Genomic DNA, 22,621 nt, shown 5'->3' on the forward strand with positions numbered 1-22,621 from the left:
AGGGCCCCCTGCTAACGCCTCGCGTATAGCAGGGGACCCTTCCTAACGCCCGGCGACGGTGCTCGCGCCCGCCGATCCGGGGTGGTGCTACTACTGCTTGCGCCAGTTCTGGTCGGCGTAGCCCTTGTCGGTGTAGATGATGAGCGGCTTGTTCGGGTCGGCCATGATCGTGTCGAGGACCTTGCCGTTCAGCTTGCTGACGATGCGGCCCTTCGAGTTCATCTGCCAGTGCTGAGCAGGGTTGCCGCTACAGGTGGTCGCCTGCACCACCGTGTTGTCCTCGGAACCACCCCAGGCGATGTCCATGCAGAGACCACGGGAACGGATGGTCCCGTCGCTGCGGAAGGTCCACCACTGCGCCGGATCCTCGGTGCAGGTGCGCAGCCTGAGCTGCATCCCGTCGCCAGCGCCGGAACTGACGCACCGCTTCGTCTGTACGTGCAGGATCTGCACCGCGTCGGCCGGGCGCGTCGGCTTCGGGTCGGGGGCCGGCGGCGTCGATGCGCCCGCGTTCGCCCCCGCAGTACTGGGGCTGCTCGGGCTCGGGCTGCCGGAGGGGCTGGCGTCCGGACTCGGGCTCGGGGACCCGGACGGCGACGGGGTGGGTGAGGGGGAGGGGCTGGTCGGCAGGTTCGCCGTCAGCCGGCTGTCGAGCGCGTAGACGTCGGTGAAGGTCTTCACCGACCGCAGGAACGTCTCGGTCTGCCGGTCGATGGTGCCACCGTTCTGCCGTACCGCCGTGGTGCCGTTGCGGTACGCGGCGAGCGCCAACTGAAGCGGGTCACCCTTCAGGCCGGACAGCTCGCGGACCAGGCTGCACAGGGCGTAGCCCATGGTGGGGACGGCGACCTCCGGCTCCCACACCGAACGACCCTTCGGCCCGTACGACTGCCACATGTCCGACCGGAACTGCGCGACGCCGCGTTGACCGGTCGCACCGAGCCGGTTCGCGTCGAACCCGGACTGCGCCATGATGTGGGCGGCGACCAGTGGTGGGGTCACCTCCTGGCAGAGCGAACCCGCCCGGTTGATGTGCTGCACGTACTCGGCGGGAACCCCCTTCGCCTCGGCGGCCGGTGCCGTCCGGTCGGTCTCACCGGGCCCACCGAACTGCCGCAGCTTGCCGTAGTACCCGGCGTAGGCGCTGACCCGGTCGACGTAGGTCGTGGCGGCGTCGGGCACCCCGCGCACCTCGGCGACGGGGTTCAGCCCGACGTGGAAGGCCGCCACCGCGAGACGCCACTGGTCACCGGCGGCACCCGCCAGTCGGAGATGACCGGTGAGGTCACACATCTGGTGGGCGAGGGCCAGGATGTTCGCCGACATGTCGGAGCGTCGGGCGTCCGGCCACGGCTTCCACGTCTTCCACTTGTCGTCTTCGAGACCGGCGATGCCCTGACCGCCGGAGATGGTCGTCGCCGCCCGGTCGTCCAACCCGGACTCCGCCATGAGCTGCCCGGCGAGCCTCGCCGGTGTCAGCGTCGGGCAGGACCCGGCGGCAGCGATGAGCACCGTCATCTGCTTGTCGGTGACCGCGTCGCCGACAAGCACGTCGTCACGGGCGGAGGCGACGCCGAAACCGACGGCGGTGGCGGCGGAGAGGAGCGCCAGCGCGGCAAGGACGAACGCCACGAACCGGCGTGGCATCCGCTCCAGCTTGAGCTTCTTGAGGAGGAGGTCGCGTGTCACAGGTAGGCCATCCCTTTCGGCGTGGCGACACCAGTGGCGACGGATCCTGACCGCTTCGCGTTCACGACCTCGCCGACATACTTTTCCGGGGCACGGATCACGGCCGGATCCTACGGCGGACCGGGGGACGTCCTCCGCGCTCGGGGCCCGTCTCCTGAGGACCGGCCGGCCGCCCTCAGGAGACAGGCACTAGTCGAGGAGCCAGCGGACGATCTCGATGTGGTCGGTGAAGACCGTGTCACCGGCGATGCTCCAGGCCATCGTGTGGCCGATCGTCCAGTCGCGTACCCGGCTCCGGTCCAGGCCCAACTCGGCGCTGAGTCGGTCCAGTCGGCGGCGCACGGCTGCGGGGGAGTGGCCCAACTCGGTGCCGCGCACCATCGGCACCGCCGAGAACTCCCGCTCGCCGACGAGCGGTTTCGGGTCGATCGCCAGCCACGGTTCGCGGGTGGACCGCAACACGTTGGCGGCGTGCAGGTCCTGGTTGACCAGCACCTGTTCGCCCTGGCTGGCGGCCAGCCCGGTGAGCAGGTCGAGGGCGAGGTCCACGAACCGCCGCTCGTAGGGTCGCCCGGCCCGTTCCCAGGCGGCCGGTAGCCGGACCGCCCAGCCCCGCACCGCCTCGGCCAGCGACAGGAACGGCCGATCTGCGGGCAGCCAGAGGCGCGGGAGCAGCGCCACCACCGCGTCCACCGCGTCGTCCAGGGGGAGTACGCGCAACGGCGTACCGGGATCGCAACGCTCGATCAGCAGCGCCCGCAGGTCGGGGTCGTGGGCGAGCAGCCGGACGGCACCGTCGCCGTCCCAGTGGTGCAGCGCGGTCGCCTCGTGTTCGCTCTCCGAGTCCGGGAACTGCAACTTGAGCACCGCGCGGGTGCCGTCGGGCAGGTCAGCGGGCACCACCAGCGAGGTCGTGCCGTGCCCGAAGGGCGGCCCGACCCGCAGCGACCAGTGCCGGGCGCAGGTGGTCAGCCGCTCCGGCAGCCCGGCCAACCACTCTGGACCGCCCGGCATCGAGCGCAACCAGGTCAACTCGTCGGGGATCCGCACCGGGTGGGTCATCGCAGGCGGCGGATGTCGCCGTAGGCGCGGTAGAAACCGCCCCGGCCGGACTCGCGGACCTCGGTGACCAGGTAGCGGGCGCCCGGCTGGCGGATGCCCTTGGGGAACTGCACCGACCAGTTCTGGTGGTAGCCGGCGGAGAGCACGTGCACCCGCAGCCGACCGCCCTGCTCGACGCACTCGACGATCACCCCGTCACCGCCGTCGGCGACCATCTCGACCTGGGTGACGGCCGCCGGCTCGGGCATCCGGGCCGGTGCCTTCACGTCGACCACGGTCGGCACGCTGCCCGCCTCGGCCGCCCGGATCGCCGGCTCGCTGGCGTCGATGCAGGCCAGATGGCCGCTGGTGGTCACCACGTAGAGGCGCTGGTCGTGATACTGCATGGAGTACGCCGAGCCGCAGCCCGTGCCGAGCTTCCACAACCGGGTGCCGTCCTCGGCGAAACAGTAGATCGAGGACTGGCTGTCACCGGCGAAGACGTACCGGCCGTCGGAGGCGGTGGCGCAGGAGAAGACCGCCGCGTCGGCGCGGTAGGTGCGGGCGTGCCGGCCGTCCTTGCCGATGCGGACCACCTCGCGGGTCGCGGTGCCGGCGAACACCGCGTCGCGCTCCTGCCAGCCGAACAGCACCGCGCCGGTGCGGGTGTGCCACAGCTCCTGCCCGGTGCGCCAGTCGTAGCCGCTGACCCCGGTCGAGTCGCCGTGGTAGACCGCGTCGCTGTCGCAGCGCACCATCCAGGCCGAACTGCCGCGCCCGCCCCGACGCCAGAGGAACTCGTCCTCGTGGTCGACGGCGGCGATCCCGCCGTCGGCGTCGGAGACACCGAGCACGCCGTCGTGGATGTCCAGCCAGTAGATGTCGATGTCGGGGGCGATCGTGTACGCCACCCGGGGGATCTTGCCGGAGAGGTCGTAGACGTTGCCGTCGTCGCAGCCGGCGTAGATCCAGGCGTCGTCGGCGACGATGCACTTCACCCCGTCGGGCAGCCGGACCTGGTCCAGCACCCGGGCGTCGTGGTCGAGCGTGGTGATGACGCCCCGCTCGTTGCCGACCGTGCAGGTGCGGCCGTCGATGAAGATGCCGAACGCGGGAGCGCCGGAGTCGTATCGCCACAGCACCGGGGCGGTGCGGGCGGTCGAGCGGGTGCTGACGATCTGCCGCCGCGACACCGAACGCTTCTGGCGGACGCCCGGCACCGCCGGGGCGTACCCCTTGCGGACCTTCTCGCCGATCTTCTTCGCGGCGGCGGCCCGCGCCCGCACGTTGTCCGGGTAGCCGGAGGTCTTGACCTGACCCTGGTCGCCGATCCGGCCGTAGCGCACGGTCAGCGTGGTGTCGTCGACCACCACCTCGTAGAACTTGTGCGCTCCGTCCGTCTCGGACAGTTCGAGGTAGGTCGTCTCCTGCGACATGCGGGTCCTCCGAGGGGTCGGCACCGCCCTGTCTGGGGCGGCAGGCACAACCTAGCCACCCCCACCGACAGAGATCCGAGCAGACCTCAGCGCGGGTCGAGCGCGTCGACGGCCTTGCGGGCCGCGACCAGCACCGGATCCCAGACCGGGGCGTACGGCGGGGCGTAGCCGAGATCGAGCGCGGTCATGTCGTCCACCGTCATCCGGTTCCACAGCGCCACGGCCAACGTGTCGATCCGCTTCGCCGCCTCGGTCCAGCCGACGATCTGGGCACCGAGCAGCCGCCCGCTGGGGCGTTCGGCGATCAGCTTGACCGTCATCGGCCGGGCGCCCGGGTAGTAGCCGGCCCGGTTGGTCGACTCGGCGATCACCGAGACGAACTCGAAGCCGGCCGCCAGCGCGTCCCGCTCCCGCAGCCCGGTCCGCCCGACCTCCAGGTCGCAGACCTTGGCCACGGCCGTGCCGATCACCCCGGCGAAGGTGGCGTACCCGCCGCCGATGTTGATGCCGGCCACCCGGCCCTGCTTGTTGGCGTGGGTGCCGAGGGGCACGTGCACCGGCATGCCGCTGACCCGGTGCAGGGTCTCCACGCAGTCCCCGGCGGCCCACACCCCGGGCACCTCGGCCACCCGCATCCGGCGGTCCACCCGGATGCCGCCGGTGGGGCCGAGCGGCATGCCGGCGGCCTCGGCGAGCGCGGTGTTGGGGCGTACGCCGAGGCCGAGCACCACCACGTCGGTCGGGATCGGGCCGTCGTCGGTGACCACCTCGCTGACCCGGCCGTCGCGGACACCGAGCGACTCGACCTGCACGCCGGTGCGGATGTCCACGCCGAGACCCCGCATCGCCTCGGTGACGAGCGTGGCCATGTCCGGGTCCACGGTCGACATCGGCTGCTCGTCGCGCTCGACCAGGGTCACCGACAGCCCACGTCGGACCAGTGCCTCGGCCATCTCCACGCCGATGTAGCCGCCGCCGACCACCACCGCGCGCTGCGGCCTCGGGTCGGCCTCCAGCCACGTGCGCAGGGCCGCGCCGTCGTCGAGCGTCTGCACCCCGAAGACCCCGAGCGCGTCGGTACGCGCCCAGTCCGGCTTGGTCGGCACCGCGCCGGTGGCGTACATCAGGGTGTCGAAGCCCTCCCGGACCTCGCCGCCGCCGTCCAGATCGCGGGCGACCACCTCGCGGCGGTCCAGGTCGATCTCGGTGACCTCGTGCCGGAGCCGGACGTCGATGTCGTACTTCTCCCGGTGGGTCGCCGGGTCGCGGGCCACGAGCTGCTGCGCGTCGGCGACGAGCCCGCTGATCCAGTACGGGATGCCGCACGCCGAGTACGAGGTGTAGTGCCCCCGCTCGAACGCGACGATCTCCAGGTCCTCCCGGCCGCGGCGGCGCCGCGCCTGGGCGGCAGCCGCCATGCCGGCGGCGTCCCCGCCGACGACGATCAACCGTTCCGCCACGGCCATCCTCCTCCTCAGCCGGGGATCTCGCCCCGGGTCTGTCGCGCCACGTCCGCCACCACGTCCTCCAACCGACCGGTACGCGCGAACACCGCACGCTGCCGCGTCGCGCCGGTGCCGTGCTCCCGCAGCCGGTCCAGCAGCTCGGTCACCTCGGCGAGGTCACCGTGCCGGTCCAGCGCCGGGCCGAGCCGACCGACGAGCTGGTTCAGCAGGTCCCACGCCGGGCGCAGCTCACCGGTGGCCAGGTCGACCGCGTCGCCCTCCATGCCGTCGTGCGCGGCCCGCCAGTGCGCGCCGACCAGCAGGTGGTGGTCGGCGGGCAGCGGCGGCCGTCCGGCGGCGATGTCGTCCAGCGCGGTCGCCACCAGCGCGCGGACCAGGCCGGCGACCAGGACCGCGTCGTCCACCGTCGGGCAGACGTCGCCGATGCGCAGCTCGACCGTCGGGTACTTGGCCGACAGCCGGGCATACCAGTAGAGCATCCCCTCGTCGAGCATCACCCCGCTGCCGATCAGCTGGTCGATCAGCCGTCGGTAGTGGTGGTGGGAGGTCAGGAACGGGGTCGGCGCCACCGACGGCCAGCGTTCCCACTCGATCGAGCGCCAGCTCGCGTACCCGGTGTCCTCGCCTGCGGAGAACGGCGAGTTGGTGGTCACCGCGTGCAGGATCGGCAGCCACGGCCGGACGTGGTTGAGCACCTGCACCCCGGTGTCCGGGTCCGGCACCCCGACGTGCACGTGCATGCCGTTGTTGCCCGGCCCCGGCACCAGCAGCCGGTACCGCTCGATCATGCGGTCGAAGCGGGGCTTGTCCACCACCGGCGGCACCGGTCCGCCGATCGGCCCGGTGCCGATGGCGAGCAGTCGGGCACCGGCCCGCTCGGCGGCGTCGGCGAGCCCGGCGCGGAGCAGGGCCAGGGAGTGCCGGATCGAGGAGAGTTCCAGCCCGGGTGGGCTGCCGATCTCGATCTGGCTGGTCTGGAACTCGCGTTCGACCTGGCCGTGCAGTTCCGCCGGTACCTGTTCCATGACCGCCTCGACGGCGGGCACCGCGGCGCCACCGTTCGGGTCGACCAGCAGGAACTCCTCCTCGACTCCCACCGTGAGCAGGTCGGTCTCCTCGACCGGCCGGGTCGGCGCCGTCGCCACCTGCCTGACCATCACTACCACCGTCCGCTTCTGCCGGGGCGGTACGTCCGCGCCGTCGGCCGGCAATTACCCCCCGTGGTGGTCCGGAGAAACCCGCCCTGCTCAGTGCAAGGAGGGGTCCCCTGCTAACGCCTCGTGCATAGCAGGGGACCCCTCCTAACATCCGGCGGAACCGGAGCACCACCGATCGACATTGACAACTCTTCGGGCGGGACGTACAACTCCTGAGAGAGCGCTCTCACACCTCCGTCCCGCAGAGAGGTACGTCCCATGACACCTGCCCCGGCGGCGCCCGCCGCCCTGCCCGCGCGACGCCGACTGCGGCTCGCGTTGGCCCTGATCACCGCCACCGTCACCGGCGTCGCCGGGCTCGCCGCGACCGCCGACGCCGCCGTGCCGACGCCCCCGTCCGGGTGGAGCCTGGTGTGGAGCGACGACTTCACCGGCGCCGCCGGCACCCTCCCGTCGTCCAACAACTGGATCATCGACACCGGCACCAGCTACCCGGGCGGGCCGCCCAACTGGGGCACCGGCGAGATCCAGACGTACACCAACAGCACCGCGAACGTCAGCCACGACGGCGCCGGCAACCTGCGGATCACGCCGCTGCGCGACAGCTCCGGCCGCTGGACCTCGGCCCGGATCGAGACGGTCCGCAGCAACTTCAAGGCCCCGAGCGGCGGCATCCTCGCCATCGAGGGACGCATCCAGATGCCCAACGTCACCGGCGCTGCCGCCTCCGGCTACTGGCCCGCCTTCTGGGCGCTCGGCTCGCCGTACCGGGGCAACTACCAGAACTGGCCCGGCATCGGCGAGTTCGACGTGATGGAGAACGTGAACGGGCTCAACACCGTCTGGGGCGTGCTGCACTGCGGCGTGGCGCCCGGCGGCCCGTGCGACGAGTTCAACGGCATCGGCGGCTCCCGCGCCTGCCCCGGCAGCACCTGCCAGTCGGCCTTCCACACCTACCGCTTCGAGTGGGACGCCTCGACCAGCCCCCAGCAACTGCGCTGGTACGTCGACGGGCAGCTCTACCACTCCGTCAGCCAGTCCCGGGTCGGCGAGCCGTACTGGTCGCAGATGACCAGCCACGCGGGCTACTTCCTGCTGCTCAACGTGGCCATGGGTGGCGCCTTCCCGAACGGGGTGGCCGGCAGCACCACGCCGACCTCGGGCACCGTGCCGGGGCGGCCGATGCTCGTCGACTACGTGGCCGTCTACAGCCGTGGCGGCAGCACCCCGCCCACCACGCCGCCGCCGACCACCCCGCCCCCGACCGGGGTGCGGGACGCGTACGGCACCATCCAGGCCGAGTCGTACAACGCGCAGAACGGCGTGATCGTCGAGGCGTGCTCCGAGGGCGGGCAGAACATCGCCGCGCTGCGCAACGGTGACTGGGTCCGCTTCGACAACGTCGACTTCGGCTCCACCGCGCCGCGCGACTTCGTGGCCCGGGTGGCCTCCGGCGCGGCGGCCGGCGTGAGCGGTCTGGTCGAGGTGCGGATCGGCAGCCCGACGAGTACGCCGATCGGCAGCTTCGCCCTCGCGAACACCGGCGGGTGGCAGAGCTGGCGTTCGGTGCCCGGCAACGTCACCTCGGTAACCGGCCGGCAGACCGTCTACCTGACGTTCAGCAGCGGCCAGCCGAACGACTTCGTCAACGTCAACTGGTTCCAGTTCCGCCGCTGAGCACACGCTGCCCGGCAGGGCGGTGCTCGTCGCTCACGCGGGTCCGTGCAAGGAGGGGTCCCCTGCTAACGCCTCGTGCATAGCAGGGGACCCCTCCTAACAACCTCACACCAACCCTGGACAGAAATAGTTAACAGTCTTAATAATGAGCGCCAGGTCGATGCCCATGGATTTCCGTCCGGTCTGGAGGCTCACATGAAACGGTCCAGAACCCTGGTGCTCACAGTGGTCGGCGCACTGGCCGCCGCACTCGGTGCGGTCTGGCTGGCGCCCGCCGCGTACGCCGCCGGAGTCACCGCCAGCTTCGCCAAGACGTCCGACTGGGGCTCCGGTTGGGAGGCGAAGTACACCATCACCAACGGCAGCAGCAGCACGGTCAACGGCTGGAGCCTCGCCTTCGACCTGCCCAGCGGCACCACGCTCGGCAGCTACTGGGACGCGTTGCTGACCTCCAGCGGCCAGCGCCACACGTTCACCAACCGCTCCTGGAACGGCACCATCGCCCCCGGCGCGTCGGTCTCCTTCGGCTTCCTCGGCAGCGGCTCCGGCGTACCCGCGAACTGCCGGCTCAACGGCGCGGCCTGCGCCGGCGGCACCACCCCGACCACCCCGCCGCCGACCACCCCGCCCCCGACGACGCCGCCGCCCACCACGCCACCTCCGACGACACCGCCGCCGACCAGCCCGCCGCCGGTCACCGGCCTGCCGAAGCACATCCTCACCGGGTACTGGCACAACTTCGACAACCCGGCCGTCGAGCTGCGGCTGCGGGACGTGCCCACCGAGTACGACCTGGTCGCGGTCGCCTTCGCCGACGCCACCACCACGCCCGGCGCGGTCTCCTTCGCCATCGACCCGGGCCTGTCCGCCGCCCTCGGCGGCTACACCGACGCCGACTTCTCCGCCGACGTGCGCACCCTCCAGAGCCGCGGCAAGAAGGTGATCATCTCGGTCGGCGGTGAGACCGGCCGGGTCGCGGTGAACGACGCGGCGTCCGCGGTGGCCTTCGCCGACAGTGTGTACGCGCTGATCCAGCGCTACGGCTTCGACGGCGTCGACGTCGACCTGGAGAACGGCCTGAACCCGACCTACATGGGGCAGGCGCTGCGTTCCCTGCGGGCGAAGGTGGGCAGCCGACTGATCATCGCGATGGCGCCGCAGACCATCGACATGCAGAACCCCACCACCAGCTACTTCAAGCTGGCGCTGGACATCAAGGACATCCTGACCGTGGTGAACACGCAGTTCTACAACTCCGGGGCGATGCTCGGCTGCGACAACAACGCCGCGTACGCCCAGGGCACGGTCAACTTCATCGTCGCGCTGGCCTGCGTCCAGTTGGAGGCGGGACTACGGCCCGACCAGGTGGGGCTCGGCCTGCCGGCCGGTCCCGGGGCTGCCGGTGGCGGCATCGTCGCGCCCAGCGTGGTCAACGCCGCGATGGACTGCCTCACCCGGGGCACCAACTGCGGCAGCTTCCGTCCGCCGCGTACCTACCCCGGCCTGCGTGGCGCGATGACCTGGTCGATCAACTGGGACGTCACCCACAACAACTCCTTCGCCCGCACCGTCGCCCCCCACCTCCGCACCCTCCCCTGACCGCCTGAACCCGCCCCACCTCATTCCGTCGATCATGGAGTTGTGGCTCCCGAAGAAGCCGCATAAGTGGTCAGAACAAGAGCCACAACTCCATGATCGCGGGGGCTGACGGCGGGGCGGGACACTGCCGCGAGGTCAGCGGGAGACGGGGGTGCGGGGGTGGGCGCGGCGGCGCTTCTTCTTGATCGCCCAGGAGGCGATCATGAAGACGAAGACGGCGATGATGCCGTAGTCGAACCAGGAGCTGTAGCGGTCGATCTCGTGCCACTGCGAGCCGAGCGCGTAGCCGAGCCCGATGAACAGCCCGTTCCAGATGCCGCTGCCCAGCGTGGTCAGCGTGACGAACTCGACCAGCGGCATCCGGTTGGCGCCGGCCGGTACCGACACCAGGCTGCGGACCACCGGTGCCATCCGGCCGAAGAAGACCGCCCACCGGCCGTACCGCTCGAACCAGCGGTCGGCCTTCTCCAGGTCCTCCAGGTCCACCAGCGGCAGCCGGTCGAGCCAGCGTTTGAGCCGTTCCTCGCCGAGCGCGGCGCCGAGCCAGTAGAGCACCAGCGCACCGAGCAGGGAACCGGCGGTGGCCGCGACGGTCACCACGACCACGTTGAAGCGGCCCTCGCCGGCCAGGTATCCCGCCATCGCCAGCACGATCTCGCTGGGGATCGGCGGGATGATGCTCTCCAGGGCGACCAGCAGCGCCACGCCGACCGCACCGCCCGCGTCGATCACACCGGCCACCCAGCCGGTCAGTCCACCGATCTGGCTCGGGTCGACGTCCTGGGCGAGTGCCATCCGGTGCCTCCGCGAGGATCGGCGTAGAGGGAAGGCTCCTACCCGCCCGAAGCCGCTGCTACTCCTCGGGGTGCAGGGCGGCGTCGGCCGGGCCGAGTCGCCAGTCGGTGAAGCGCACGGTCAGCCCGCCCCGGCTGGGGGAGCAGCAGTACGGCCCGGCGGAGGCGACCGCGTCGGGCGCGAGCGGCGCGAGCCGGACCAGCCGCCACTGCTCGCCGGCCACCCGGGCGCGTACGGTCAGCGCGTCGCCGGTGCGGCTGACGCGTACCGTCACCTCGTGGTCGGCCCACTCGGGCACCGGGGCGACCGACCAGTCGGAGAAGTCCCGGGTGACCACGGCACCGACCTGCGGGTGGCCGTCGCTGACCTCCACCCCGGCCTTGACCCAGGTGCGGTCGTCCACCCACACGAGTACGCCGGCCTGGTCGAACTGCTCGGTGTAGTCGAGCGGGAAGTCCACCTCCATCGCGCTGCCCACCGGGAAGGGCGTGAGCAGGGCCGGGGCGTCGTCGTGCACGAATCCGTAGCTGGTGTGCCGCCACAGGTCGCTGCTCGCCCCCGGCTCGACGCTCAGGACGCCGGCCGGCTCCTGGGTCGTCCGCACCGGCTGCCCGTGCCAGGTCCCGCTGGACCAATCGATGCTCCGCATGACGGCACCGTACCGAGCAGCCGCCCCCCGGCGGGGCCCCGCCCGCGACCTCGGCGGGTTTGCCGGGCGAGCCGTACGGAGAAGGTTCCCGGGCATGTCTGACAGGTGGTACTCGGAGGCGGTCGTGTACTGCCTCGACATCGACACGTACGCGGACTCCGACGCCGACGGGGTCGGCGACATCCGGGGTCTGATCGGCCGGCTGGACTACCTGGCCCGGCTGGGCGTGACCTGCCTCTGGCTGCACCCCATCCACCCGTCGCCCAACGGTGACGACGGGTACGACGTGACCGACTTCTACAACGTCGACCCCCGCTTCGGCACCCTCGGCGACTTCGCCGAGCTGCTGCACCAGGCCGGCAACCGGGGCATCCGCGTGATCATCGACCTGGTGGTGAACCACACCTCGGACCAGCACCCCTGGTTCGTCTCCGCCCGGTCGTCGCCGGACTCGCCGTACCGCGACTGGTACGTCTGGTCCGACGAGGAGCCCGCGGACCGGCACCAGGGCATGGTCTTCCCCGGCGAGCAGCACGAGACCTGGACCTACGACCGGACCGCCAAGTCCTGGTACTACCACCGCTTCTACAAGTTCCAGCCGGACCTCAACACCACGAATCCCCAGGTACGCGCCGAGATCAAGAAGATCATGTCGTTCTGGCTCCAGCTCGGGGTGGCCGGGTTCCGGATGGACGCGGTGCCGTTCATCATCGAGCGCACCGAGCCCGGCGACCCGAACCCGGAGCTGGATTTCGAGTTCCTCACCGAGCTGCGCCAGCACGTGCAGTGGCGTCGGGGCGACGCGGTGCTGCTGGCCGAGGCGAACGTCGAGCCGGACCAACTGCCCGCCTTCTTCGGCGACCGCGGTGGCTCGGCGAACCGGGTGCACATGCTCTTCGACTTCATGCTCAACGGGCGGCTGATGCTGGCCATGGCGCGCCAGGACCCGGAGCCGGTGATCGAGGCGCTGCGCGACACCCCGGCCCTGCCCGAGGGCGGCCAGTGGGCCACCTTCCTGCGCAACCACGACGAGATCGACCTGTCCCGGCTCACCGCCGAACAGCGCAACCAGGTGTACGCGCAGTTCGGCCCGGACGAGAACATGCGGATCTACGACCGGGGCATCCGTCGTCGGCTCGCGCCGATGCTCGGCAACGACCGGCGGCGCATCGAGTTGGCGTACTCGCTCCAGTTCTCGTTGCGCGGCACGCCCGTGCTGCGGTACGGCGAGGAGATCGGGATGGGCGAGGACCTGGCGCTGCCGGGCCGGGAGGCGATCCGTACCCCCATGCAGTGGTCCTACGAGCCCAATGCCGGCTTCTCTCGGGCGGAGTCGGAGAAGCTCGTGCGCCCGGTCATCGACAAGGGTGAGTTCGGGTACGAGAAGGTGAACGTCACCCTGCAGCGACGGGACCGCAACTCGTTGCTCGGCTGGTTCGAGCGGATGATCCGTACGCTGCGCGAGGCGCCGGAGATCGGCTTCGGCTCGACCACCCACATCGACGTACCCATGCCTGCGGGGGTGTTGGCGCACCGGGCCGACGGGCCGACCGGCACGATGGTCTTCCTGCACAACCTGGGCACCGACGACGCCGAGGTCGACCTGAGCCTGCTGGAGTCGGAGGCGGAGCTGCCGATCGACGTGCTCGCCGACCGCAACTACGACGACGTGGGCAAGCTGGACAAGCTCAAGATCGCCGGCCACGGGTACCGGTGGATCCGGCTCTGTCGATCCTGGTCCGTCTAGTCTCCGCACCGGATTCCCCGACCGTCGCCGGCCGGTCGGGGATCTCGGTGGGCCGGAGGTGGGCGCACGGTGGGTTAGGCTCCTGCCGTCGAGCGAGGTTACCGGGAGGTAGGCATGTCGGAGGGGCAGCGGGTCGCGATCGTGACCGGGGCGGCGCGGGGAATCGGCGCGGCCACCGCCAGGCGGTTGGCCGCCGACGGGCTGGCCGTCGCGGTGGTCGACATCGAGGAGTCGGCGACCGCCGAGACGGTGGAGGCGATCACGTCGTCCGGTGGCCGGGCGCTCGGCGTGGGCGCGGACGTGTCGGACCGGGCGCAGGTGGAGGCCGCCGTCGAACGGGTCGCCACCGAGCTGGGCGCGCCGACCGTGCTGGTCAACAACGCCGGGGTACTGCGGGACAACCTGCTGTTCAAGATGACCGACGCCGACTGGGACACGGTCATGGGCGTACACCTGCGGGGTGCGTTCCTGGTCAGTCAGGCCGCGCAGAAGCACATGGTCGAGGCCAAGTGGGGTCGGATCGTCAACCTCTCCAGCACGTCCGCGCTCGGTAACCGGGGGCAGGCCAACTACGCCGCCGCGAAGGCCGGGATGCAGGGGTTCACCAAGACCCTCGCCATCGAGCTGGGGCCGTTCGGGGTGACCGTCAACGCGGTGGCGCCGGGCTTCATCGTCACCGACATGACCGCCGCCACCGCCGCCCGGATGAAAATCGACTTCGAGGCGATGCAGAAGCACGCCGAGGGGGAGATCCCGGTACGCCGGGTCGGGCGGCCCGAGGACGTGGCGCACACCATCTCGTTCCTGGCCAGCGAGGGGGCGTCCTTCGTCTCCGGTCAGGTGGTCTACGTCGCGGGCGGGCCGCGTGACTGACCCGCTCCTGTTGGTGGTGGGTGGTGGGTGTTAGGTGTTAGCAGGGGACCCTTCCTATACACGAGGCGTTAGTAGGGGGCCCTTCCTTACATCCGGGGGCGGGTGGACCAGAGCCAGACCAGGCCGAGGACCGGCAGCACCAGCGGGATGTAGCCGTACCCGCTGCCGAAACCGGACCAGACCGTCTCGTCCGGGAACAGGTCGGGGCGGGCCAGGCTGAACGCGCCCACCCCGACCACGCCGACCAACTCCACGAGGCAGCAGGCCAGGGCCACCCGACGACCGGTGTGCCCGGCCCGGGCCAGCCCCACCGCCGCCACGATGTAGACCAGTGCGGCCAACGCCGAGAGCAGGTACGCCAGCGGCGCCTCGTCGAACCGGGTGATGATCTGGAGGCCGGCGCGGCTGGTGGCGGCGATCGCGAAGAGCAGGTACACCGCGATCAGCAGACGGCCGGGGCCGGCGTTGGTCCGGGCCGTCCCGGCGGTCCGCGCCTCAGCCACCGAGCACCTCCCAGGTCTGCTGGAGCCGCACCACGACCACCGGCGTCACCAGGCAGACCGCGCAGACGATCGCCGAACCCCAGCGGGTCGGCTCCATCCGGGCCAGCACCGCAGCCAGCGGCGGCAGGCAGACCAGCGTCACCAGGTAGCCGAAGAACGCGCCCGGCTCGCCGGGCTGCTCGCCACCGGCGAGGGCCACCCCGGCCAGCACCGCCAGCCCGAGCAACGCCAACTCCAGCACGGCCAGGCCGATCATCTGTACCCGGTCCGGCGCGCGGTGGCGCAGCGTGGCCACCAGCGCCCACACGGCGACCAGCAGCGACAGCACGATGGCGACGGTCGCCGGGACGCCGTCGACCGGGGACCCAGCGACGGGCGCGGCGGTCACCGGGTCCGTCCGGTGCTCGTTCCGATCACCGGCCCACTCTACTAACCCCCGTAGTACAGGCGCCGGGGCGCCGGGCCGGACCGACCGGGGACTAGCGTGGACCCCGCTGCGGGTACGCGGCAGCCAGGCGAGACGGCGGAGGTACCGGTAATGCGGTTCGGGTTGTTCGGCACCGGCCACTGGGCGGCACAGACGCACGCGGCGGCGCTCGACGCGCACCCGAGGGCGGAACTGGTCGGCGTCTGGGGACGCAACCCGGATCGGGCCGCCGCGCTCGCCACCCGGTACGGCGTACCGGCCTTCGCCGAGGTCGAGGCGCTGATCGAGGCGTGCGAGGCGGTCGCCGTGGCGCTGCCCCCGGACGTACAGGCCGACATCGCCGTCCGGGCCGCCACCGCCGGGCGTCACCTGCTGCTGGACAAGCCGCTGGCGTTGACCGTCGCCGACGCCGACCGGGTGGTCGAGGCCGCCACCACCTCGGGCGTGGCCTCGGTGGTCTTCTTCACCGGCCGGTACCAACCGGAGGTCGCCGGTTTCCTCACGGCCGTCGCGGCGGCCGGCGGCTGGCACACCGCCAACGTGGTCCGGTTCGCGTCGGTCTTCCAGCCCAGCAGCCCGTACGCCCAGTCGCCCTGGCGGCGCGAACGCGGCGCGCTCTGGGACATCGGCCCGCACGCGCTGGCCGTCCTGCTGCCGGTGCTGGGCCGGGTACGGCGGGTGGCGGCCGTCGACGGCCCCGGTGACCTGGTGCACCTGCTGCTCACCCACGACGGCGGGGCCACCAGCACGGTGTCGCTGACGCTGGACGCCCCGCCCGAGGCGGTGGCGGCGGAGTTCACCCTCTACGGCGACAACGGCGTCGAGCGGCTGCCGCACCCGAGCGCTTCCTCCGCGACCGCCCTCGGCGTGGCCATCGACCAACTGCTGGCCGAGGTGGACGGCGGCACCCGGGACCACCGCTGCGACGTCCGCTTCGGCCGCGAGGTGGTCGCCGTCCTGGCCGCCGCCGAGACCGCCCGGACCCGCTCCGCCACCGTCGACCTGCCCGCCTGACCCGCGTCCCGCGCTGACGTCGGCTCAGGTCGCCGCGCAGCGCACGCTGACGCCGGTCAGGTCACCACGGTGACGTCTGCTCAGGTCGCCGCGCGTAGGGCCTCGCCGAGGTCGGCCGGGGAGCCGAAGTGCGCCACCGGCAGCGCCCGGACCGCCTCCAACTGCTCGGTGCTGGCGCCGTTCTCCTGGCACCAGCGGATCAGGTCCTCGCGGGAGACGGGAAAGTCCAGCCCCGCGATCTGCTCCGGCAGGAGGGCACCACTGTCGGTCATGCTGACGGCCTACCCGCCCGGGGCGCCCGGCACACCCCCGGGTTTGCTGCCGGGGGTGCCGGGTAGCCGCAGGCATGCTGGTACAGCGGCTCGGCGCACCGAGCGACCTCGACCCGTTGCTGGAGCGAGTCCGGGACGTCCGGGTGGTGATGATCGGCGAGGCCACGCACGGCAGCCACGACTACTACCGCATCCGGGAACAGCTCACCCGGCGGTTGATCGCCGAGTGCGGGTTCAGCTTCGTCGCGGTGGAGGGGGACTGGCCGGACTGCGACCGGGTGAACCGGTCGGTGACCGCTGCGTCGGGTGGGGCGACGGAGCCGCAGACCGCGCTGGAACGTTTCGAACGCTGGCCGACGTGGATGTGGTCCAACGCCGAGGTGGCCCGGTTCTGCCGCTGGCTTCGAGCCTGGAACCTGGAACGGCCCGAGACGTCCCGGGCCGGGTTCCACGGGCTGGACGTGTACAGCCTCTGGGAGTCCATGCAGGCGATCTTCGACTACCTCGGCGAGGAGGACCCGGCGTCGCTGGAGGCCGCCCAGGACGCCTACCGGTGCTTCGAGCCGTACGGCAAGCAGGTCGAGGAGTACGGGTTGGCCAGCCGCTTCGTCTCCGCCCGCTGCGAGGAGGAGGTGGTGCGGCTGCTGGCGCGTACCCGCGAACACGCCGCCACGGACGGGCCGGGCGCCTTCTCGGCCTGGCAGAACGCGGAGGTGGTGGCCGGCGCGGAGCGGTACTACCGGGAGATGGTGGCCGGCGGGCCGGGGTCGTGGAACATCCGGGACGGCCACATGGCCGACACCCTGGACCGGTTGCTGGACCGCTACGGGCCGGGTGCCCGGGGTGTGGTCTGGGCGCACAACACGCACGTCGGCGACGCGCGGGCCACCGACATGGCCGACGACGGGATGCTCACCATCGGCCAGTTGGCCCGGGAGCGGTACGGACCGGACGGGGTGGCCCTGATCGGCTTCGGCAGCTATCACGGCACGGTGACGGCGGCACCGCGCTGGGGGTCCCCGGCGGAGGCGATGGTGGTGCCGCCGGCCCGCCCCGGCTCGCTGGAGCACCGGCTGCACGAGCTGATGCCGGACCGGGCGGTGCTGGTCTTCGGCGGCCCGGACCAGCCCGGCTGGGTCACCGACACGCTCGACCACCGGGCGATCGGCGTGGTCTACGACCCGTCGTTCGAGTCGTGGGGCAACTACGTGCCGACCCGGCTGGGGGACCGGTACGACGCCTTCGTCTGGTGTGACGAGACCACCGCCCTGCATCCGCTGCCCGCGCTGACCACACCGGGCGAGATGGAGACCTATCCAGCGGGCGTCTGAACGCGCGCTCGCGCTGCGGGGTGCGGGCGCTCGGGGTGCTGATGTTAGGAAGGGTCCCCTGCTATGCACGAGGCGTTAGCAGGGGACCCTTCCTTTCACGCATGCCGTCAGGTGTTGGCGTGTGCCTTGTCGTCGAGCTTGGCGCGCAGCTTCTCGCCCTCGATGTCGACGTTGGGCAGGATCCGGTCCAGCCAACGCGGCAGCCACCAGGCCACCTTGCCGAGCAGCGACATCACCGCCGGGACGATGGTCATCCGGACCACGAAGGCGTCGATGGCCACACCGACCGCCAGCGCGAAGCCCATCGACTTGATGACCGGGTCGTCGAGGAAGACGAAGCCGCCGAAGACCGACGTCATGATCAGCGCGGCGGCGGTGACCACCCGGGCACCGTGGCCCATCCCGTTGATGGTGGCCTGCTGGGCGGTGTCACCGTGGACGAAGTCCTCCCGCATCCGGGAGACCAGGAAGACCTCGTAGTCCATGGCCAGGCCGAACAGGATGCCGATGAGCAGGATCGGCAGGAAGCTGATCAGCGGGCCCGGGGTGTCCAGGCCGAGCAGGCCCGCCAGGTGTCCCTGCTGGAACACCGCCACCGTGAGACCGAAGGTGGCCGCCACGGTGAGCAGGAAGCCCAGCGCCGCCTTGACCGGCACCAGCACCGACCGGAACACCAGCATCAGCAGCAGGATCGACAGGCCGACGACCAGGCCCAGATAGACCGGCATCGCGTCGGAGAGCTTCTCCGAGATGTCGATGCCGATCGCGGTCACGCCGGTCAGCAGCACGTCGGCGCCCTGGACGCCGTCGACCGCCGTACGGATGTCGTGCACCATCGTCTCGGTGGCCGGGTCGGTCGGGCCGGTCAGCGGGATCACCCCGAGCAGCGCGGTCCGGCCGTCCGGGCTGAGCTGCGGCGGAGCCACCGCCAGCACGTTCTCGGTGTTCTGCACCAGGTTCGCCACCTGCGGCACAGCAGCGGCGGTGGCCTGCGCGTCGTCGCCGGCCACGACCACCGCGAGACGGCCGGTGAAGCCCGGCCCGAAGCCCTCGGTGATCAGGTCGTTGGCGACCCGGGGAGCCGAACCGGCCGGCGCGGTGCCGGCGTCGGGCAGGGCCAGACGCATGTCCGGCGCGGGCAGCGCGAGCAGGCCGAGACCGATCACGCCGGCCAGGATCACCGGGATCCGGAAGCGGGTGAGGAACGCCGCCCAGCGGAACCCGAACGTCGACCGGTCCTCGCCGGTGACGGCGGCCACGTCGGTGCCCGCACCGCTCTCGGTCGGCTCCGGCGTGCTCTGCTCGCCGTCGGCGGCCTGCGGTGCGGCCGTACGCAGCTTGCGGGGCAGCACCCGGCGGCCGGCGAAGCCGAGCAGGGCCGGTTGCAGGGTGATCGCCACCAGCACGGCTACGGTCACCGTGCCGGCCGCGGCCAGACCCATCACGGTCAGGAACGGGATGTTCACCACCGACAGGCCGGCGAGGGCGATGACCACGGTGGCCCCGGCGAAGACCACCGCCGATCCGGCGGTGCCGACCGCTCGACCGATCGCCTCGTCGGCGGGCAGTCCTTCGAGGAGGTTCTGCCGGTAGCGGGAGGTGATGAACAGTGAGTAGTCGATACCGACGGCGAGGCCGAGCATCAGCGCGAGGATCGGCGCGGTGCTGGTCAGCTCCACCACGCTGCTGAGCGCGAAGAGACCGGCCATGCCGACGCCGACACCGATCAGCGCGTTGAGCATGGTCATCCCGGCCGCCACCAGCGAACCGAAGGTGATCACCAGAACGACCAGGGCGACCGCGACACCGATCGCCTCGGTCGAGCCCACCTCGGGCTCGGCGTTCAGCACCTCACCGCCGGGCGCGACCTGCCAGCCCTGGCCTTCGGCCTGGGTGCCGACCTGCTCGTACGCCTCGCGCTGCTCGTCGGTGATCGCGTCGGAGCCACCGCCGAACTGCACCTGGATCAGGGCGTACCGGCCGTCCGGCGACACGGCGCCGACCTGGAACGGATCGACGGCGGCGAGGACGCCGGGAACCGCCGTGGCCTCCTGGGTGATCGACTGGACCACCGCCTGGCCTTCGGGTGTGCCGAGTTGTCCCTCCGTGGGCGCCTTGACGGCGATCGTGCCGGTGGCACCGGATGCGGCCGGGAACTGCTCGGCGAGCAGGTCGAGAGCGCGCTGCGACTCGGTCCCGGGCATGGTGAAGTTGCTGGCCGTCGGGCCGCGCAGGGTCGCTGCGGCCAGGCCGAGCCCGACGAGTACGACGAGCCAGATCGCGGCCACGAGCCGCCGTCGGCGCATCGAACCCCGGCCAAGCCGGTAGAGCAGGGTCGCCATGAGGTCCTTTCCCTCGGTTCAGTGAATGGTGGAACGGGTCAGTGAACGGGCTCCAGCGCCCGTCGCAGCAGGGCGAGCAGGGCGGCCCGCAGGTCCTCGTCGGACACCTCGGCGAACTGTCCGCAGGTCTCCGCGATGCCGGCGAGGAGCACCAGCGCGCAGATCCGGGCCGAGTCCCGGGACGAGCGTCCGGCCAGGGCGGCGATGAGCCGCTCGGAGATCTCGTGGATGTGCGCGAAGTCGGGTTGTTGCAGCAGCTCGGGGAACTCGCCGCGGAGCAGGGCGATCTCGCCACGGAACCGGACGGCGAGGTCGACGAAGCCCTCGGTGGCGACCTGCTGGGCGCGGGCGGGGTCGGCCTGCGCCGCGATCCGGTCGTCCAGCGCCTGCAACACCTCGACGGCGGGCGCCATCAGTTCTGTGAGGATCGCCTCCTTGTTGGCGAAGTGGTAGAGCACCGCCGCCTTGGAGCAGCCGACCTCGCGCGCGATGTCCTGCAACGAGGTGCCCCGGTAGCCGGTGGCGGCGAACCGCCGGGTGGCGGCGGCCAGGATCTCGTCGTGGGTCTGCTGGGTCGGGCGGGCCATGGCAGCCAGCATGCCTGACCGATCGGTCAGAGGCTGACCGATCGGTCAGATCAGTGGTCTTCGCCACAACCACCCGGGTGTGATTGGCTCTCGGGCTCCCGCCCGTCCGATGCCCAGAATCGCGCTATGACCTCTACCGCGATCGATCGGGCGGCGGCACTGCGCGCGCTGCATCGTCCCGGTGAACCACTCGTCCTGCCCAACGCCTGGGACGCCGGCTCGGCTCGGGCCGTGGCCGACGCCGAATTCCCCGCTGTCGCCACCGGCAGCGCCGCCGTCGCGGAGTCGCTCGGCTACGCCGACGGCGAGCGCACCCCACCGGCCGAGATGTTCGCGGCGGTGGCCAGGATCGCCCGTGCGGTGACCGTGCCGGTCACCGCCGACCTGGAGCGGGGGTACGGCCTGCCTCCGGCGGAACTGGTCGAGCGCCTGCTCGACGCCGGCGCGGTCGGGCTCAACCTGGAGGACTCCGAGCCGGCCGGCGGCGCGATGGTGGACACCGAGAAGCAGGCCGACCTGCTGGCCGAGATCCGGGCGGCGGCCGGGTCTGCCGGCGTACCGGTGGTGCTGAACGCCCGGGTGGACGTCTTCCTCCAGCAGGCCGGCGACCCGGCCCGGCGACTCGCCGAGGCTATCCGCCGGGCCCGCCGCTACCTGGCGGCCGGTGCGGACTGCGTCTATCCGATCGTGCTCGCCGACGCCGCCGACCTGCGGACGTTCGTGGCGGAGGTGCCCGGACCGGTGAACGTGCTGGCCCGCCCGGCGGCACCGACGCTCGCCGAACTCGCCTCGCTCGGCGTGGCCCGGATCAGCTACGGCTCCGGTGTGTACGCGGCGACCCGTGCGCACACCGCCCGACTGCTCGCCACGGTCGCCGCCGGCGAACGACTGGCCTGATCGGGTGAGCTGGGCGGAGCCGGGTGCCCCGTCCCGCAGGTGAATCGAGCCGACCGTCCGCGCCCCAGTGCGCCAGTGCGCCTTTCGAGCTGAGTGCGTAGGCGGATCGGCGCGTTCCGGTTGACCACGTGTCGCGGCGGCGGGATGGTGGGCGGATGAGTCGGGGGGACGAGACCAGGGACGGCGTGGCGCTGACCAACCTCGATCAGGCGCTCTTCGACGGGTCCGGCGCGATCAAGCGGGACCTGGTCGACTACCTGGACGCGGTCGCCGACCGGCTCGTCCCGCACCTGCGCGGACGGCCGCTGTCAGTGGTCCGGGTACGCCCCGGGCAGCCGCCGTTCATGCAGAAGAACCTGCCCCGCTACACCCCCGACTGGGTACGCCGGACGCCGGTCTGGGCCGAGGCGTCCCACCGCGAGATCGCGTACGCGCTCTGCGACGATCGCCGTACCCTGCTCTGGTTCGCCAACCAGCGCGCGGTGGAGTACCACCCGGCGCTGGCGGTGGTCGACGACCTGAGCCGTCCCACGCACCTGGTGCTCGACCTCGACCCACCCTCCGACGGCGGCTTCGGCGCCGGGGTGGCCGCCGCCCTGCTGGTCCGCCAGGCCCTCGCCGACGCCGGGCTGACCGGTGCGGTGAAGACCAGCGGCGCCAAGGGGGTACACGTCTTCGTGCCGATCGCGGCCGGTCCGGACGCCGAGGAACTGGCCGCCGCCACCCGGGCCCTCGCGGCCCGTGCGGAACGGCTCGACCCGGCGCTGGCCACCACCGCGTTCATCCGGGAGGACCGGGCCGGCAAGGTCTTCGTGGACCCGACCCGGTCCGGCGGAGCCACCGTCGTGTCCGTCTACAGCCCCCGGCTGCGGCCCGGTGTGCCGGTCTCCTTCCCGGTGCCCTGGGCCGACCTGGAGTCGGTGGCCCCGGCGGACTTCACCATCCGGACGGTGCCCGGCCTGCTCGCGGACGGTGACCCGTGGGCCGAGGCGATGCCGTCCCCGCAGCCGCTCCCGGCCGACCTGGTCGAGGAGGGGCGGACCATCCCGGTACCCCGGGTGCAGGCCATGCACGAGGGCCGGCGCCGGGCCCGCGCCCGGCGCGCCGAGGGCGGCTGAG

The 22,621-nt window shown here is 71.9% G+C and carries 19 protein-coding genes and 2 pseudogenes; 8 read left to right on the top strand and 13 right to left on the bottom strand.

Annotated elements, in window-relative coordinates; all coding sequences use genetic code 11:
- Positions 1–90: 90 nt before the first annotated feature.
- The 5 genes from ACFYTT_RS20560 to ACFYTT_RS20580 form a co-directional block, all read right to left on the bottom strand.
- Entirely contained in the window at positions 91–1,689 is a 1,599-nt protein-coding gene (locus ACFYTT_RS20560; RefSeq protein WP_387261167.1) for a ricin-type beta-trefoil lectin domain protein, read from the bottom strand.
- A gap of 189 nt (positions 1,690–1,878) precedes the next feature.
- A complete protein-coding gene (locus ACFYTT_RS20565; RefSeq protein WP_387261170.1) occupies positions 1,879–2,751 on the bottom strand; it encodes an aminoglycoside phosphotransferase family protein in 873 nt (290 codons plus the stop codon).
- A complete protein-coding gene (locus ACFYTT_RS20570) occupies positions 2,748–4,166 on the bottom strand; it encodes a WGR domain-containing protein (RefSeq protein ID WP_176095125.1) in 1,419 nt (472 codons plus the stop codon). Before ACFYTT_RS20570 ends, ACFYTT_RS20565 begins: the two co-directional genes overlap by 4 nt.
- Positions 4,167–4,252: 86 nt before the next feature.
- A complete protein-coding gene (locus tag ACFYTT_RS20575; protein ID WP_387261173.1) occupies positions 4,253–5,626 on the bottom strand; it encodes an FAD-dependent oxidoreductase in 1,374 nt (457 codons plus the stop codon).
- A gap of 14 nt (positions 5,627–5,640) precedes the next feature.
- The gene (locus tag ACFYTT_RS20580) at positions 5,641–6,789 is read right to left on the bottom strand and encodes a glutamate--cysteine ligase (RefSeq protein WP_387261176.1); all 1,149 of its coding nucleotides are present in this window, start codon (positions 6,787–6,789) and stop codon (positions 5,641–5,643) included.
- A 258-nt stretch (positions 6,790–7,047) separates the two neighbouring features.
- On the opposite strand from ACFYTT_RS20580, the gene ACFYTT_RS20585 reads away from it, so the two are divergent.
- A complete protein-coding gene (locus ACFYTT_RS20585; protein WP_387261180.1) occupies positions 7,048–8,466 on the top strand; it encodes a carbohydrate-binding protein in 1,419 nt (472 codons plus the stop codon).
- A gap of 195 nt (positions 8,467–8,661) precedes the next feature.
- The gene (locus ACFYTT_RS20590; protein ID WP_387261183.1) at positions 8,662–10,065 is read left to right on the top strand and encodes a chitinase; all 1,404 of its coding nucleotides are present in this window, start codon (positions 8,662–8,664) and stop codon (positions 10,063–10,065) included.
- 135 nt (positions 10,066–10,200) lie between these two features.
- On the opposite strand, the gene ACFYTT_RS20595 is transcribed toward ACFYTT_RS20590, so the two are convergent.
- A complete protein-coding gene (locus ACFYTT_RS20595) occupies positions 10,201–10,860 on the bottom strand; it encodes a DedA family protein (protein ID WP_387261186.1) in 660 nt (219 codons plus the stop codon).
- A 58-nt stretch (positions 10,861–10,918) separates the two neighbouring features.
- Complete coding sequence (locus ACFYTT_RS20600; RefSeq protein ID WP_176095119.1) at positions 10,919–11,509, bottom strand: DUF1349 domain-containing protein; 591 nt, start codon at positions 11,507–11,509, stop codon at positions 10,919–10,921.
- Positions 11,510–11,603: 94 nt separating this feature from the next.
- Between ACFYTT_RS20600 and ACFYTT_RS20605 the strand changes: the two genes are divergently transcribed.
- Both ACFYTT_RS20605 and fabG read left to right on the top strand, forming a co-directional pair.
- The gene (locus tag ACFYTT_RS20605) at positions 11,604–13,256 is read left to right on the top strand and encodes an alpha-amylase family protein (RefSeq protein WP_131054010.1); all 1,653 of its coding nucleotides are present in this window, start codon (positions 11,604–11,606) and stop codon (positions 13,254–13,256) included.
- A 114-nt stretch (positions 13,257–13,370) separates the two neighbouring features.
- Positions 13,371–14,129 carry a 3-oxoacyl-ACP reductase FabG gene (gene fabG, locus ACFYTT_RS20610; protein WP_357210695.1) on the top strand — a complete coding sequence of 253 codons (759 nt, stop codon included), beginning with the start codon at positions 13,371–13,373 and terminating at the stop codon, positions 14,127–14,129.
- A gap of 86 nt (positions 14,130–14,215) precedes the next feature.
- On the opposite strand, the gene ACFYTT_RS20615 is transcribed toward fabG, so the two are convergent.
- Both ACFYTT_RS20615 and ACFYTT_RS20620 read right to left on the bottom strand, forming a co-directional pair.
- On the bottom strand, positions 14,216–14,632 hold the full coding sequence (locus ACFYTT_RS20615) for a hypothetical protein (RefSeq protein ID WP_357210698.1): 417 nt from the start codon (positions 14,630–14,632) through the stop codon (positions 14,216–14,218).
- Positions 14,625–15,020: a hypothetical protein gene (locus ACFYTT_RS20620; RefSeq protein WP_176095118.1), complete on the bottom strand. Its 396-nt coding sequence runs from the start codon at positions 15,018–15,020 to the stop codon at positions 14,625–14,627. Before ACFYTT_RS20620 ends, ACFYTT_RS20615 begins: the two co-directional genes overlap by 8 nt.
- 150 nt (positions 15,021–15,170) lie before the next feature.
- Between ACFYTT_RS20620 and ACFYTT_RS20625 the strand changes: the two genes are divergently transcribed.
- Complete coding sequence (locus ACFYTT_RS20625) at positions 15,171–16,073, top strand: Gfo/Idh/MocA family protein (protein WP_387261191.1); 903 nt, start codon at positions 15,171–15,173, stop codon at positions 16,071–16,073.
- An 80-nt stretch (positions 16,074–16,153) separates the two neighbouring features.
- On the opposite strand, the gene ACFYTT_RS20630 is transcribed toward ACFYTT_RS20625, so the two are convergent.
- On the bottom strand, positions 16,154–16,345 hold the full coding sequence (locus ACFYTT_RS20630; RefSeq protein WP_131054005.1) for a DUF2795 domain-containing protein: 192 nt from the start codon (positions 16,343–16,345) through the stop codon (positions 16,154–16,156).
- A gap of 74 nt (positions 16,346–16,419) precedes the next feature.
- Between ACFYTT_RS20630 and ACFYTT_RS20635 the strand changes: the two genes are divergently transcribed.
- Positions 16,420–17,676: an erythromycin esterase family protein gene (locus ACFYTT_RS20635; protein WP_387261194.1), complete on the top strand. Its 1,257-nt coding sequence runs from the start codon at positions 16,420–16,422 to the stop codon at positions 17,674–17,676.
- Between the two features lie 107 nt (positions 17,677–17,783).
- Here the strand turns inward: ACFYTT_RS20635 and ACFYTT_RS20640 are convergent.
- The 3 genes and pseudogenes from ACFYTT_RS20640 to ACFYTT_RS20650 form a co-directional block, all read right to left on the bottom strand.
- A pseudogene (locus ACFYTT_RS20640) lies at positions 17,784–18,917 on the bottom strand (MMPL family transporter); the annotation flags it as partial.
- 90 nt (positions 18,918–19,007) lie between these two features.
- Positions 19,008–20,018, bottom strand: a pseudogene (locus ACFYTT_RS20645) (MMPL family transporter); the annotation flags it as partial.
- 38 nt (positions 20,019–20,056) lie between these two features.
- On the bottom strand, positions 20,057–20,605 hold the full coding sequence (locus tag ACFYTT_RS20650; protein ID WP_131054002.1) for a TetR/AcrR family transcriptional regulator: 549 nt from the start codon (positions 20,603–20,605) through the stop codon (positions 20,057–20,059).
- 126 nt (positions 20,606–20,731) lie between these two features.
- On the opposite strand from ACFYTT_RS20650, the gene ACFYTT_RS20655 reads away from it, so the two are divergent.
- Together ACFYTT_RS20655 and ACFYTT_RS20660 are read left to right on the top strand one after the other, a co-directional pair.
- Positions 20,732–21,502: an isocitrate lyase/phosphoenolpyruvate mutase family protein gene (locus ACFYTT_RS20655; RefSeq protein ID WP_387261197.1), complete on the top strand. Its 771-nt coding sequence runs from the start codon at positions 20,732–20,734 to the stop codon at positions 21,500–21,502.
- Between the two features lie 155 nt (positions 21,503–21,657).
- The gene (locus ACFYTT_RS20660; protein ID WP_387261200.1) at positions 21,658–22,620 is read left to right on the top strand and encodes a DNA polymerase domain-containing protein; all 963 of its coding nucleotides are present in this window, start codon (positions 21,658–21,660) and stop codon (positions 22,618–22,620) included.
- Position 22,621: the final 1 nt, after the last annotated feature.

Origin of the sequence: Micromonospora sp. NPDC003816 (assembly GCF_042874705.1) — a bacterium.
In the GTDB taxonomy this organism is placed as follows: Bacteria; Actinomycetota; Actinomycetes; order Mycobacteriales; family Micromonosporaceae; genus Micromonospora.